The sequence below is a fragment of the Mycolicibacter senuensis genome (assembly GCF_003284925.1).
Lineage (GTDB): Bacteria > Actinomycetota > Actinomycetes > Mycobacteriales > Mycobacteriaceae > Mycobacterium > Mycobacterium algericum_A.
Map to the genome: position 1 here is coordinate 18,005 of NZ_QMEX01000040.1, position 12,955 is coordinate 30,959.

Below are 12,955 nucleotides of genomic sequence, written 5' to 3' on the forward strand. Positions count from 1 at the left end.
AAGTAGACCGTATCGCCAACCGTTCTGACACACCGGCTCCAGCCGGATCACCGGATGGGCTCGTCACCGAGCACCGTGGTGCGCAGCATCTCCCGCGGCGAGTCGGGGTCGTACGGGGCGGCGCGGTGCAGCACGCCCCGGTTGTCCCAGATGACGGTGTCGCCGACCGACCAGTTGTGGCGGTAGACCTTGTCAGGCACGGTGGCGCGCTCGAGCAGTTCGGTCAGCAGCGCGCGCCCCTCGTCGAGATCCATGCCGACGATGTAGTCGGCGGAGGCGCCCAGCACCAATGACTTTCGGCCGGTGTTGTGTGTCCACACCAGCGGATGGGTGTGGGTGGGCCGGGCCCGCCACCTCGCGAGCTCTTCCGGTGTCGGGTCGGGGGTGACCCGGCGCTGAGAGGCTTCCAGCGAGTGCACCACCTGCAGGGCGCCGAAGCGCTGCTGCTCCTCGTCGGTGAGCAGGTCGTAGGCGCCATAGGAACTGGCGAACTCGGTCTCGCCACCCCGTTCGGCGACCTGCACCGCGGAGAGCACGGTCGCCTTCTGCGGGCACTCGTCGCCCATCGGCGTGCAACCGTCGATGTGCCAGTCGAATGTGGCGCGCAGGTAGCTCGCGGCGGAATTCTTCGCGCTGTTCAGCGTGATCGGGTAGATCCCGGCCACCTCGTGGTGGCCGTCCGAGGAGAAGTCCACGCTGCCCAGCCGCCCGCAGAATGCCACCTGGTCGGTGGGCTCAAGATGCAGATCCCGAAACACCAGGACCCCGTTGTCCTCCAGCGCCTCGAGCACCGCGGCACTGAGGTGATCGTCGTCGACCAGTCGTTCCGGCTGGACACCGATGACCTCGGCGCCCACCGAGGAGGTGAGTTTGTTGATGGTGAGCAGACTCATCGGCTGCGTCCTTTCGGGCAGGGAACTCCGCGGTCACGGGACGGGCCAGCCGGTGCGGATCATGACCGCGTCGGCGGCGTCGACGGGGGCGGGCTGGTGCATGACCTCGACCGCCATGGCCACCATGACCAGTGAATAGATCAGGTGCAGCAGGTTGAGCGCGTCCTCGGGAAGCTCGTCGAGGGCGAACTTGTCGCAGTAGTCGATCGCCTCCTCCAACCGCGGGAAGAACGCGTCGTAGAACACCCGCAGCTCCGGGATGGTGCTGGCCAGCCGCTGGCTGAATCTTTCGGTTTCGGTTGGCAAGCACCAGGTTTCGGCGAACCTCTCCAGCTCGGCGAAGGCGCTCGGCAGTTTCTTGGCGGTCACCGGGGCCCTCCCGCGCCGACGTGGTCGCGCTGGTAGCCGTCCACCCAGTCGTTGACCACCTGGTGCAGGTGCCGGACCAAGATCTCCTGATCGTTGAGCGGGAAGTCGTCGACGATGCCGTACTCCAGCGCGGCTTGGGTGCCGCCGAGCATGCCGGCGTCCTGAAGTGCGAACTCCTTGAGCACCACCGAGGCAACCTCGTGTTCGATGCGTTCCCGCACGGTGCGGGCCGGGTGAAAGTAGGTGTGGGCCTCGAACCGGTGGGTGTTGTGCGACGTGGGCCAGTACCGGTAGAGCAGGTACCAGCCGCCGTAGATGAGGATCTCGGTGTTGGGGAAGATCTGGAAGTTGCTGATCCCCCACGGTTCGATGCCGCCCGGGTTCACCCCTGCCGGTATCTCGCCGATATCGGGGGTCTCCCAGGGGCCGACCAGTCCGCTGCGGGTGGCGCGTTCGATCGGGTACATGTACTCCGGCGGCAGCAACCAGCGGCGCCGCCCGGCGGTGGACACCAACCGGTGCGGCCCGTCGACTTGGAAGTGACCGCAGGTGAAGCCGGCATCGGGCACTCGCACCGCGGCGGGAACCTGCTGCGAGTGCAGCGCCGGCACGTGGTAGTACTCCTGGAACGCGTCGGCGAAGATCTTCCAGTTGCTGTTGTTGTGCGCCACCCAGTCGTAGCGTTCGGTCAGTTTCTCGAACGGGTAGTCGTCGAGACCGGTGATCATCGGCCCGAGGAATTCGCGTAGACCCTGCTGCGGTTCGGCTGCGAAGTTGATGAAGACGAAGCCGTTCCAGATGTCGCAGTGGACTGCGATCAGGTCCGGCTCGGCACCGTCGAATCCGTGGCTGCCGCGGCAGCGCTTACAAATGAACTGCTGGCATTGCCCGGCGGTCTCGCGGTCCGGGAAGTCGTCCCAGACCAGCTTCGTGGCGCACCGCGGGCAGACATTGTGGAATGCGCGAACCCCGCCGTCGGTGCGCACCAGAATGACCGACGCCCGGGCCGCTTCGATCTCCTTGGTGGCGTAGCTGCCGTGGTCGGGCGCCTCCTCGACGCGGCCGACGTTGAGCCAGGCTCGTTTGAACACCGCCTCACGCTCGACCTCATAGAACTCGGGCGAGGTGGAGTCGGCGAACGAGACCGGGCCGGTGTCGAGCCCATAGTGCTCGGTCCACGAACCCGCTGCGGGCCTACCGGATCGTTGCATCTGAACCTCCCTGATTACCCGGCGAAATACGCCGTGTCACATCACTGATCCGCCGTTGACGCCCAGCACCTGACCGGTAATGAAGCCGGCCTCCTCCGAGCACAGGAACCCGACAGCCGCGGCGATGTCGGCGCCGGTGCCCAGCCGGCCCAGCGGGATGTTGGCGGCGATCTGCTCGTTGGGCGGCAGGTGTCCGGCCGCCTGCGACTGGTGTTGCATGGGCGTCTCGATCCCCGAGGGCGGGATGTTGTTGACCGTGATGCCGTGGCCGGCGTACTCGCGGGCCAGCGACTTGGTCAGCGTGATGACCGCGCCCTTGGACGCCGCGTAGTGGGCCGCGAACGGTGTACCGCGCTGGGCACTGGACGACGAGATCATCACGATGCGCCCCCAGCCGGCCTCGACCATGTCCGGTAGCGCGGCCTGGCAGCAGTGGAAGGTACCGGTGAGGTTGACGTCGATGATTCGCGCCCACTCCGGCGGCGCGATGTCGGCGAAGGCGGAGTAGCCGAATACGCCCGCGCTGGTGACCAGTGCCGCGACCGGCCCCAGCTGGCTGCGCACCTTAGCCAGGCCGTCGTCGACGGCGACCCGATCGGTGACGTCGACCCCGACTCCCAGCGCGGTGACACCCCGGCCGCGAAGGTCGTCGGTAACCCGCTGCGCGGCTTGGTCATCGACGTCGAGAACGGCGACGCGATAGCCGCGGCGGCCCAGTTCGTGACAGGTGGCCTCGCCCATGCCGGAGGCTCCGCCGGTGACCACGGCGACCCGCGGCGACACCTCTGTGGTCATTGCATCCCCTTCGGCGCCGATCGGCGAATCACAACTGCGCACTGCATCGTGACGGATATTATCAAGTACTTGTCATTAATCTCAAGTGCCCGGCGCTGCACTGCTGACAACCGGTCAGGGCAGCTTGATCATGGAGACGTACATCGCGACGACCGGCCGATACAGATCGACGTCGTCGAGCCGGCTGGCCAGCACGGCCGAATCACTGGTGGCGACGAGGACCTGGGCCAGCGTCAATGCGGGGATCAGCAGCGTCCCGCCCAGCCGTTCGACACCGGCGACGATGAACTGCGCCAGCTGCTCGACGACCTCGGCCCGCTTGGCGGCGACCCGCTCCCGGGCGTCGGGGTTGCGCAGCAGATACAGCGCGAACTCGTGCCCGAGCGCGGCGTGCTCTGCGCCGCGGTCTTGACTCAGCTGCCGCCACCGCTCGGCGATGTCGTCGAGTTCCCGCGCCCCGATCTGACTCGCGCTCGCCATCACCTCGGCGAAGTTCTCGAAATAGCGCCGCCAATACCGGTCGCTGACGGCCAAAAAGAGCTCCTCCTTGGCGCCGAAGTGCTTGTAGATGGCGCCCTTGGTGTAGCCGGCGGCCTGGGCGATGTCATCGAGAGTCGCGGTGGTAAAGCCCTTTTCGGCGAACACTTCTTCGGCGGCGTCCAGTAGCAGCGAACGCGTGTGAGCCAGCCGCCGCTCCCGGGTCCACCGCTCCACCATGCCCGAGATCATCCCACAGAATCTGCGATACCTATTGGCAACTCAGATACCGATGAGTATATTTCGGCACACACTGCGTCATCCGGGAAGGGGACCGCAACATGGGAAGCGGCGTGCCGAGCCAGCAGAACGTGTCAGTTGCCGCGCGGCCGGAGTCCGCCGGCAGTCGAGGCGGCGGGGCCATCCGGATCTGGGCGGCCGCCGGCGGCGCGCTGCTGGCGCTGCAGCTGTATGTGTGGGCGCGTTGGATCACCGGCCCGTACTTCGAACGCGTCCCGGTCGGACCGAACGATCCGCCGATGTACATGAAGGTTCCGCTGATGGCCAACGCCATCGTGCTGTGGGTCGGCCTGCCGTTCGCCATCTGGTGGTTCTTCATCCGCCCCTGGCGTCGCGAGCGGCGAATCACGTTGGACGGCATGCTCTTTTTATCGATCGGCCTGATGTTCTTCCAAGACCCGCTGCTCAACTACTTCAACACCTGGTGCACCTACAACACCTGGCTGTTCAACCGGGGCGCCTGGACGTCGCACATCCCCGGGTGGGCGTCACCGGAGGAACCCGGCCGCCAGGTCGCCGAGCCGCTGTTGACGAACCTTCCGGGCTACGCCTACGGGGTGCTGCTGATCACCATCGTCGGATGCGCCGTGATGCGAAAGATCAAGGCGCGCTGGCCCGGCATCAGCAATCTTCGCCTGATCGCCGTGACCTATGCGATCTCGTTCGTCTTCGACTTCGTCATGGAGGGCCTGGTCCTGCTGCCGATCGGCCTGTACACCTACCCCGGCGCCATCCGGTCGGTGTCGATCAATGCCGACACCTACTACCAATGGCCCGTCTACGAGGGACTCATGTGGGGAGCGGTGCAGGCGGCGCTGTGCTGCCTGCGTTACTTCACCGACGATCGCGGCCGCACCGTCGTCGAGCGCGGACTGGATGGCGTCCGCGGCGGATTCGCGCGGCAACAGTTCACCCGGTTCCTGGCGATCTTCGCCGGGGTGAGCGCGTGTTTCTTCGCCTTCTACATGGGCCCGGCGCAATGGATCGCCCTGCATGCCGATCCGTGGCCACAAGACCACCAGAAGCGCTCCTACTTCACCGGCGGCATCTGCGGCGACGGGACCGACAAGCCGTGTCCGCATCCGGCCCTGCCGATGCCGTCCAACCGGTCCGGCTACATCAATGTCGACGGCCAACTGGTGATGCCCGACGGGGTTTCGGTGCCCCCGATCGTGCCCTTCGAGCCCGGGAAGTGACAGTGCTGAACAACAGCTCCGCCACATCGGCCGGAAGCCGTACCGGGGCGCCCTTTTACCGGGCGGTCGGCGATGAGATCGAAGTCTTTCGGGCGGCGGCGCGTCGCGGGCTGCCGGTGCTGTTGAAGGGGCCCACGGGATGTGGGAAGACGCGTTTCGTGGAGGCCATGGCCGAGCAGTCGGGTCGCGATCTGATCACCGTCGCCGGACACGAGGACATGACGTCGGCGGACCTGGTGGGCCGGTTCCTGCTCAAGGGCTCGGAAACGGTTTGGGTCGACGGTCCGTTGACCCGTGCGGTACGCGAAGGCGCCATCTTCTATCTGGACGAGGTGGTGGAGGCGCGCCAGGACACCACGGTGGTCATCCATCCGCTCGCCGATCACCGCCGTGCCCTGCCGGTGGATCGACTCGGCACGACGGTGCCGGCGGCACCGGGGTTTCAGCTGGTGATCTCCTATAACCCCGGGTACCAGAGCGTGCTGAAGAATCTCAAGGAGTCGACCCGGCAACGGTTCGTCGCCATCGAGCTCAGCTTCCCGCCGGCGCAGGCCGAGATCGACATCGTCTCGCACGAAACCGGGGTCGATCCGCAGACGGCGCAGGCGCTGGTGGCACTCGGCAACGCCATCCGGAACCTGGACGGCTCCCCGCTGCGCGAGGGCGCCTCCACCAGGATGCTGATCCTGGCCGGCGGCCTGGTCGCCGAAGGCCTCGGCCTGCGCAGCGCAGTCCAGGCCGCCATCGTCCAAATCCTCTCCGACGACACCGACGTCATCCGCGCGCTCGGTGAACTCGCCGACGCCGTTCTTCCCCCGATGTGAGCGCGCCGGGCCCGGCCACGCCCGACCGGTTCAAGTTCATCGCCGGCTACCTCGCGGGCCGGTCGGTCGAGGTTGCGCAGGCGCCCGCGGGCGAGGCCGCACACACCAACGGGCATGCCATCTTCGTGTCGGCGGGCGCATCGGCGGCGACGCAGCGCCGCGAGATCCTGGTCCAGGGCGCGCTGCTGGGCGCCGGGAGCCTGGAACCGCGGCTGGTCAAGGCGCTGCGGGCACGCCCCTCGGTGGCCCGGCGCTATCTAGCGCTCGAAGGCGACCGGGTACTGAGCGACGTGGCCACCCGGCTGCCGCTGGCGGCGGCACTGCGCTCCGGGTCGCCGCCGCGTACCGCGACGGCCGACGAATCGCTGCGGCTGGCCAGAACGCGGGTCAACATCGCAGACCCACCGGAGTGGTTCGGTGTCATCAAACCCGCCCGGCTGTTGCAGTCGGCCGGCACCGCCGGCGCGCAAGCCGCCTACGCCGACCTGCGCTTCGAGCTCGTTGCCACCGACGCACCGGCAGACGATGACGATGACGAGACGGACGCCGGCCAGAGCAGGATCCTCAAGTTGTTCGGCAATCCGGTCTTCAATTCGCCAGCCCTCTCCGAGTTTCTGCGAAAACTGCTCGGCGGCTCGCGGTCCGGCGACAGCAGCTCCGGCGGTGAGCTGTCGGCCCGCACCCTGCGCCGGACGCGGTCGGCCGGACCGAACGCCCGCCCGCTGCCCAGCCGGATCCGATTCACCGACGAGAAGCCGGCGGCAACGGCGGGTATCGGCGGAGCCTGGTATCCCGAGTGGGATGTCTTCAGCAACACCTACCGGCCCAACTGGTGCCGCGTCGTCGATTTCCCGCTCACCGCCGCCGCACCCCCCTCCGGCGCCGGTGTGATCCACGATGATGTGCTTCGCCGGCGGCTGTCGCGGGTCGGCTTGGGGGCCAAGGTGTTACGGGGAAAGCCCGACGGGGACGAGCTGGACCTCGAGGCGCTCGTCGATGTGTTCGTGGACTTGCGCTCCGGCCATTCGCCAGCGGAACACGTCTACACCGAACGGCGCAAACTTGCCCGCAATCTCGGCGTCCTGATCTTGCTGGATGCGTCCGGATCGTCGACGGACACCGACCCGGCAGGCCTCGCGGTGCATGACCATCAGCGCCGAGCGGCCGCCACGCTGGCCGTCACGCTCGAGGAGCTCGGCGATCGGGTGGCCGTCTATGCGTTCCGGTCGCAGGGCAGGCACTGTGTTGAGCTGCCGGCGATCAAGACCTTCGGGCAACGTTTCGGTGCGGTCGGGCGAGCCCGGCTCAACCAGCTCCAGCCGTCGGGCTACACCCGGCTCGGCGCCGGGATCCGCGGCGCCGCGCAGATCCTCAAGGCCGAGGCGGGCACCCCCAATCGGCTGTTGCTCGTCTTGTCGGATGGCTTTCCCTACGACGTCGGCTACGAAGGCCGTTACGCCGAAGCCGACGTCGGCAAGGCCATCGAGGAACTCCGCGCAGACGGCCTCGGCTGCCTGTGTCTGACCATCGGCGCCACCGGCGAGACCGACCGGCCGGTCTTCGGCGCCGCCGGCCATGCCAGCGCCACGACGCTGGCCGAGTTGAGTCCGCGGATGGACGAGTTGTTCTCGGCGGCGCTGGCCGAACTCGCCGCGCCGAAACCTGGACCCCGACGCTAGTCAGGCTCGACGTGGTCGTCGAACAGGGTATGCCCGGTGCCCTGCTCGACGACGCGGGTCAGCAGCGCCCGCAGCGTCTCCTGTTCCTGCGCGGTCAATACGCCGAACACCTTCTCGTGCGCGGCGATCGCGTCGGCGACCACCGCCGAGGCCACCGAACGCCCCTCATCGGTGAGATAGGCCCGCAGGATTCGGCCGTGCCGCGGATCCTGCTTGCGCTCCACCAGACCGCGTCCCTCGAGCGCGCTCAGCGCCAGCTGTACGCCCTGCGGAGTGATCAGCAGCCGGCGCGCCAGCTCCGCGCCGGACAGCCCCGGCTCGCCGGCCAGTTGGCGTAACAACCCGATCTGGGCGGTGCTCACCCCGTAATCGCTGATCGCCTCGTTCACGGTGGTCAGCGAGTAGTAGAAGGCCTGCTTGAGCAGCCACAGGGTGTTGCGGTTGAGATCCATGTCCCCACTTCCCAGGTCAGCTGCGCTTGAAGACTCGGCCGTCCTTCATGACGAACCGCACGTCACCGGTGACTGCGATGTCGCGGGTCGGGTCGCCGGGCACAGCGATGATATCGGCGCAGTAGCCCGGCGCCAGCCGGCCGAGTTCGTGCTCGGCGGCGATGAGTTCGGCGCTGGTGGCGGTGGCCGCCCGCAGCGCCTGTACCGGTGTCATGCCGCGCTGCACCAGCGCCGCCAGCTCCTTGGCGTTCTGGCCGTGCGGGATGGCCGGCGCGTCGGTGCCGCACGCTATCTTCACGCCCGCGGCGATAGCCTTGGGCAGCATGGCTTTTGCGCGCGGAAACACCTCGGCGGCCTTCTTGCGCAGCTCGGGGGCGATACGGTCGACGGCCATCGCGTCGGTGAGATAGGTGGTGGACACCAGGAAAGTGCCGTGATCGACCATCATCGCGATGGTCTCGTCGCTGGCCAGAAAACCGTGCTCGATGCAATCGATGCCGGCCCGGATGCAGGCCTGGATGGCGACGTCACCGACGGCGTGGGCGGCCACTCGTACCCCGGCCCGGTGGGCCTCGTCGGCGATCGCGGCGAACTCGGCATCGGAGTACTGCTGGGCGCCCGGCGAGGTGCTGTGCGACATGACGCCGCCGGACGCCGAGACCTTGATCAGCTTGGCGCCGTGGCGAATCTGGTACCGCACGCAGGCGATCACGTCGGGTACCCCGTTGGCGATCCCCTCGGCGACCGACAACGGCATGATCCCGGGCGCCAACCGCTGGAAGACCGTCGGATCCAGGTGCCCACCGTAGGGCGTGACGGCATGGCCGGCGGGATAGATGCGCGGGCCGACGTGCCACCCCTGGTCGATGGCGCGCTGAAGCGCAACGTCGAGCAGATAACCACCGGTCTTGACCATCAGGCCGAGGTTCCGCACGGTGGTGAATCCGGCTTCCAGCGTGGTCCGCGCGTTCACCGCCGCCCGCAGGGTGCGATAGACCGGGTCGTCCTGCACACCGTGCATGGGCGTGGGCAGCCCTTCGGGGCTGCCCGGTCCGCCGATGAGCAGGTTGAGTTCCATGTCCATCAGGCCGGGCAGCAACGTCACGTCACCGAGATCGATGTCCTCGGCGGAATCGGCTACCGGCGCTTCGGGATTGATCGCCGCGATGCGCCCGTTTTCGATGACGATGACGGCCGGCGACCGCACCACGCCGGCGTCGATGTCGAGCCACCGGGCGGCCCGCAGCACCGTGGTCCCGGCCTCGCTCACGGGAACGGCTCGGCGACGCACTCGATGACGGCGGCCCCGGAGTCGGGAACACTTGGCTGCTTCCAGGATTCGGCCGGGAACGCCACCGTGATCATGGAATACAGCAGGTGCATCAGGTTGAGGACATCCTCGGGCAGGTCGTCGAGGCTGAACTTGTCGCAGTAGGCCAGCGCGTCTTCGGCGCGCGCCGTGATGGCATCGTAGAACGCCTGCATGTCCGCCATCGAACTGGCCATCCGCTTGGCGTAGCGCTCCGGTTCAGAGGCCAGGCACCAGCCGTTGAAGGGTTCAAGGTCGGAGAACTCACTCGGCAGCATCGCGGTCATGGCAAACTCACACCTTCGCGTTCGCGTGCTCGTATTCGGCGATCCATCGGGCGGTTTCGTGGTGGAAGTGCCGGATCAGCACCTCCTGGTCGTTGAGCAGGAAGTGGTCCACCGCTCCGGTGCCGAGCATCGTGTGGGTGGCCTCCAGCGTGCTGGCGTCCTGCAACCCGTACTCCTTGAACGATACGGCCGCGAGTTCCTGGGCGACCCGCTCGCGGGGCGTGCGCGGCTGCGGGAAGTACAGCGTGCCCTCGAAGATGTGCGACTCGTGCGACGTCGGCCAGTAGTGGTAGGTCAGGTACCAGCCCTGGCCCCAGAACAGGATGGTGAAGTTGGGGAAGATCTGGAACGAGTCCAGCCCCCAGGGATCGCAGTTGGCCGGGTTGAGGCCGTCGGGAACCGGGCCGATGTCCGGCGGGTCCCACGGGCCGAACAACCCGCTCTGACAGATGTCCTCGATCGGCTTGCGCATCTCGGCCGACATCTCCCAGGCCCGCACCCCCGAGGTGCTCACCAACCGGTGCGGCCCCTCGAGACGGTAGTGCGGCGCCTCGAAACCGGCCTCCTCGGCCGCCACCCGGCAGGCCACCGGCGTCTGGTTCCCGTGTAACACCGGCGCGTGATAGAACTCCTGGAACGCGTCCAGGAACAGCTTCCAGTTGGAGTTGACTTCCGAACGGTACTGCCACCGCGATGTCATCTTCCCGAACGGGTAACCCTCCAAAGCCGTGACCATCGGGCCGAGGAATTCGCGCAGCGACTGCTCGGGCTCCGCGGCGAAGTTGACGAAGATGAAGCCCTCCCAGACCTCGCAGTGCACGCCGACCAACCCATAGCGGCTCTTGTCCAGGTCGAAGAACTCCTCTTCCTGCTGCACGTAGGTCAGGTTGCCGTCGAGGTCGTAGCGCCAGCCGTGGTACTTGCAGGTGAACTGGCGGCAGTTCCCGCTGGTCTCCTCCAGCGGCATGGTGTCCCACACCAGCTTGTTGCCGCGGTGACGGCAGACATTGTGGTAGGCCTTGACCTCGTCAGATGTGGTGCGCGCCACGATGATCGAGGTATTGGCGACCTTGAGCTCCTTGGTGTAATAGCTTCCCTTGCGCGGAAGCTGTTCCACCCGACCGACATTGAGCCAGGCGCGCCGGAAGATCGCCGCCCGCTCCTTCTCGTAGACCTCCGGCGTGATGGAATCGCGGTAGGACACCGGTTCGGTACCGAGTTCATAGTGCTGGGTCCAACTGCCCTCGGGCGGCTTGGGAAAACGCGCCACAACCACTCCTGTCCTGGCCTGATGATGTCAGGGCCGAGCCTCGATGGCGCCGACGCTATCGAAGTGACCGATCTAGTGTCAAGTAGTTGATACTTGCGGCCGGGGCTTCGGCCCGAAGGGCTGCGGATGCCGCGGGTGCTTAGGGCTTACTCAGCGCCGGGTCGGGGTCACTCTCGGCCTGTAATGCGGTGGTGGCCAGCATCTGCTCGACGACGTTCTTGCCCAGCGCGCTGTCGCCGGGCAGCTCGATCGGGTAGTTGCCGTCGAAGCAGGCGCTGCACAGTCGCGACTTGGGCTGCTCGGTGGCGGCGATCATGTCCTCCAGCCCGACGTAGCCCAGCGTGTCCGCGCCGATGGTGCGCCGCACCGCCTCGAGCATCTCGGTCTCGTCCTCGACGACGTTGGCGATCAGCTCGGCCGGTGAGGCGAAGTCGATGCCGTAGAAGCACGGCCATTTCACCGGTGGGGACGCGATCCGTACGTGCACCTCGATGGCGCCCGCCTCGCGGAGCATCCGCACCAGTGCCCGCTGGGTGTTACCCCGCACGATCGAATCGTCGACGACGATGAGCCGCTTGCCGCGGATGATCTCGCGCAGCGGGTTGAGCTTGAGTCGGATGCCGAGCTGGCGGATGGTCTGCGACGGCTGGATGAAGGTCCGCCCGACATAGGAGTTCTTGGTCAGGCCCTGCCCGTAGTCGATGCCGGACTCCTGGGCGTACCCGACCGCGGCCGGGGTGCCGGACTCGGGCACCCCGATGACCAGGTCGGCGTCGACGGGATGCTGGCGGGCCAGCCGGCGGCCGATCTCCACCCGGGTGGCGTGCACCGACCGGCCGCCGATGGTGCTGTCGGGCCGGGCGAGGTAGACGTACTCGAAGACACAGCCCTTGGGGGTGGGGTTGGCGAACCGGGACGAGCGCACCCCGTCGGCGTCGATCGCCAGCAGCTCACCGGGTTCGATGTCGCGGACGAACGAGGCGCCGACGATGTCCAGCGCGGCGGTCTCCGACGCCACCACCCAGCCGCGGTCCAGCCGCCCCAACGACAGCGGGCGCACACCCCACGGGTCGCGGGCCGCGTAGAGGGTGTTCTCGTCCATGAATGTCAGGCAGAAGGCGCCGCGCGCGGTCGGCAGCAGTTCCAGCGCCGCCTGCTCCAGGCTGGTGTCTGCGGAGCCGTGCGCCAGCAGCGCGCCCAGGATGTCGGAGTCGGTGGTGGCCACGCCGGGACCACGGGTGTCGATCAGCCCCAGCCGGCGGGCGCGGCCGGCCAACTCGGTGGTGTTGACCAGGTTGCCGTTGTGGCCCAGCGCCACCCCGGTGCCCGCCGCGGTGTTGCGGAACACCGGCTGGGCGTTCTCCCAGGTGGTGTCACCGGTGGTGGAGTAGCGGCAGTGGCCGATTGCCACGTGGCCGGGCATCGCCGCCAGCGTCTGCTCCTCGAACACCTGGCTGACCAGGCCGAGGTCCTTGAACACCAGCACCTGCGATCCGTCGCCGACGGCGATACCGGCGGCCTCTTGACCGCGGTGCTGCAACGCATACAAGCCGTAATATGTGAGCTTGGCGACGTCTTCGCCGGGAGCCCAAACGCCGAACACGCCGCACTCCTCGCGGGGGGAATTCTCAAGGTCTACAGGCTGCTGGTCCGGCACGTTTTAGCTGCTCCAGGGGGACGGGCCTCAAGTGACGGTCTTCAGTCTACGGTCAACATGCGTCAAGTTTCACCAACGGCAGCCATCCGGCGATCTCGGCGGCCCGCGAGCCGGACAATCGCAGCTTCGCGGCGGCGGTCGCCTCGGCGGTGCTGAGCAGCCCGGCGGCCAGCAACAGCCAGCTTCGCGGGTCGGTCTCGACGACGTTGGGCGGGGTGCCTCGGGTGTGTCGCGGC

14 protein-coding genes are annotated in these 12,955 nt (G+C 67.5%); 3 read left to right on the forward strand and 11 right to left on the reverse strand.

The window, feature by feature from the left end; genetic code table 11:
* Positions 1-47: 47 nt before the first annotated feature.
* From DQP56_RS11720 to DQP56_RS11740, 5 genes are all read right to left on the reverse strand, one after another.
* Positions 48-893, reverse strand: a complete 846-nt coding sequence (locus tag DQP56_RS11720; protein WP_112685585.1) for a TauD/TfdA dioxygenase family protein — start codon at positions 891-893, stop codon at positions 48-50.
* A gap of 33 nt (positions 894-926) precedes the next feature.
* Positions 927-1,262, reverse strand: coding sequence for a hypothetical protein (locus tag DQP56_RS11725; protein ID WP_013830480.1), 336 nt, complete (start codon positions 1,260-1,262; stop codon positions 927-929).
* Positions 1,259-2,473 carry an aromatic ring-hydroxylating dioxygenase subunit alpha gene (locus DQP56_RS11730; protein WP_112685586.1) on the reverse strand — a complete coding sequence of 405 codons (1,215 nt, stop codon included), beginning with the start codon at positions 2,471-2,473 and terminating at the stop codon, positions 1,259-1,261. The genes DQP56_RS11725 and DQP56_RS11730 overlap by 4 nt, the downstream gene beginning before the upstream one ends.
* A 36-nt stretch (positions 2,474-2,509) precedes the next feature.
* Positions 2,510-3,268 (reverse strand): SDR family NAD(P)-dependent oxidoreductase, encoded by a 759-nt coding sequence (locus DQP56_RS11735; RefSeq protein ID WP_112685588.1) that lies wholly within the window; start codon positions 3,266-3,268, stop codon positions 2,510-2,512.
* Positions 3,269-3,382: 114 nt separating this feature from the next.
* On the reverse strand, positions 3,383-3,985 hold the full coding sequence (locus tag DQP56_RS11740) for a TetR/AcrR family transcriptional regulator (protein ID WP_041320201.1): 603 nt from the start codon (positions 3,983-3,985) through the stop codon (positions 3,383-3,385).
* Between the two features lie 101 nt (positions 3,986-4,086).
* Between DQP56_RS11740 and DQP56_RS11745 the strand changes: the two genes are divergently transcribed.
* The 3 genes from DQP56_RS11745 to DQP56_RS11755 are packed head-to-tail and all read left to right on the forward strand — an operon-like array spanning position 4,087 to position 7,744.
* Positions 4,087-5,241, forward strand: a complete 1,155-nt coding sequence (locus DQP56_RS11745; protein WP_083037559.1) for a spirocyclase AveC family protein — start codon at positions 4,087-4,089, stop codon at positions 5,239-5,241.
* Positions 5,242-5,243: 2 nt separating this feature from the next.
* Complete coding sequence (locus DQP56_RS11750; protein WP_435673855.1) at positions 5,244-6,065, forward strand: CbbQ/NirQ/NorQ/GpvN family protein; 822 nt, start codon at positions 5,244-5,246, stop codon at positions 6,063-6,065.
* Entirely contained in the window at positions 6,062-7,744 is a 1,683-nt protein-coding gene (locus tag DQP56_RS11755) for a nitric oxide reductase activation protein NorD (RefSeq protein ID WP_112685592.1), read from the forward strand. The genes DQP56_RS11750 and DQP56_RS11755 overlap by 4 nt, the downstream gene beginning before the upstream one ends.
* Here the strand turns inward: DQP56_RS11755 and DQP56_RS11760 are convergent.
* From DQP56_RS11760 to DQP56_RS11785, 6 genes are all read right to left on the reverse strand, one after another.
* Positions 7,741-8,196 (reverse strand): MarR family winged helix-turn-helix transcriptional regulator, encoded by a 456-nt coding sequence (locus DQP56_RS11760; protein ID WP_013830487.1) that lies wholly within the window; start codon positions 8,194-8,196, stop codon positions 7,741-7,743. The two genes, DQP56_RS11755 and DQP56_RS11760, sit on opposite strands and share 4 nt — an antisense overlap.
* Before the next feature lie 16 nt (positions 8,197-8,212).
* On the reverse strand, positions 8,213-9,466 hold the full coding sequence (locus DQP56_RS11765; protein WP_112685594.1) for a metal-dependent hydrolase family protein: 1,254 nt from the start codon (positions 9,464-9,466) through the stop codon (positions 8,213-8,215).
* Positions 9,463-9,792, reverse strand: a complete 330-nt coding sequence (locus DQP56_RS11770; protein ID WP_112685596.1) for a hypothetical protein — start codon at positions 9,790-9,792, stop codon at positions 9,463-9,465. The genes DQP56_RS11765 and DQP56_RS11770 overlap by 4 nt, the downstream gene beginning before the upstream one ends.
* A 7-nt stretch (positions 9,793-9,799) precedes the next feature.
* Entirely contained in the window at positions 9,800-11,062 is a 1,263-nt protein-coding gene (locus DQP56_RS11775; protein WP_112685598.1) for an aromatic ring-hydroxylating oxygenase subunit alpha, read from the reverse strand.
* 139 nt (positions 11,063-11,201) lie between these two features.
* Positions 11,202-12,719, reverse strand: coding sequence for an amidophosphoribosyltransferase (gene purF / locus DQP56_RS11780; RefSeq protein WP_112685600.1), 1,518 nt, complete (start codon positions 12,717-12,719; stop codon positions 11,202-11,204).
* Between the two features lie 52 nt (positions 12,720-12,771).
* On the reverse strand, positions 12,772-12,955 hold a 184-nt coding region (locus tag DQP56_RS11785; protein ID WP_234825623.1), incomplete at its 5' end, for a sterol carrier family protein.

Excerpts from the sequence above, each read along its gene's own strand:
- DQP56_RS11720 (WP_112685585.1), bottom strand. The coding sequence starts at position 893 with ATGAGTCTGCTCACCATCAACAAACTCACCTCCTCGGTGGGCGCCGAG.
- DQP56_RS11730 (WP_112685586.1), bottom strand. The coding sequence starts at position 2,473 with ATGCAACGATCCGGTAGGCCCGCAGCGGGTTCGTGGACCGAGCACTAT.
- DQP56_RS11735 (WP_112685588.1), bottom strand. The coding sequence starts at position 3,268 with ATGACCACAGAGGTGTCGCCGCGGGTCGCCGTGGTCACCGGCGGAGCC.
- DQP56_RS11770 (WP_112685596.1), bottom strand. The coding sequence starts at position 9,792 with ATGACCGCGATGCTGCCGAGTGAGTTCTCCGACCTTGAACCCTTCAAC.
- DQP56_RS11745 (WP_083037559.1), top strand. The coding sequence starts at position 4,087 with ATGGGAAGCGGCGTGCCGAGCCAGCAGAACGTGTCAGTTGCCGCGCGG.
- DQP56_RS11760 (WP_013830487.1), bottom strand. The coding sequence starts at position 8,196 with ATGGATCTCAACCGCAACACCCTGTGGCTGCTCAAGCAGGCCTTCTAC.
- DQP56_RS11740 (WP_041320201.1), bottom strand. The coding sequence starts at position 3,985 with ATGGTGGAGCGGTGGACCCGGGAGCGGCGGCTGGCTCACACGCGTTCG.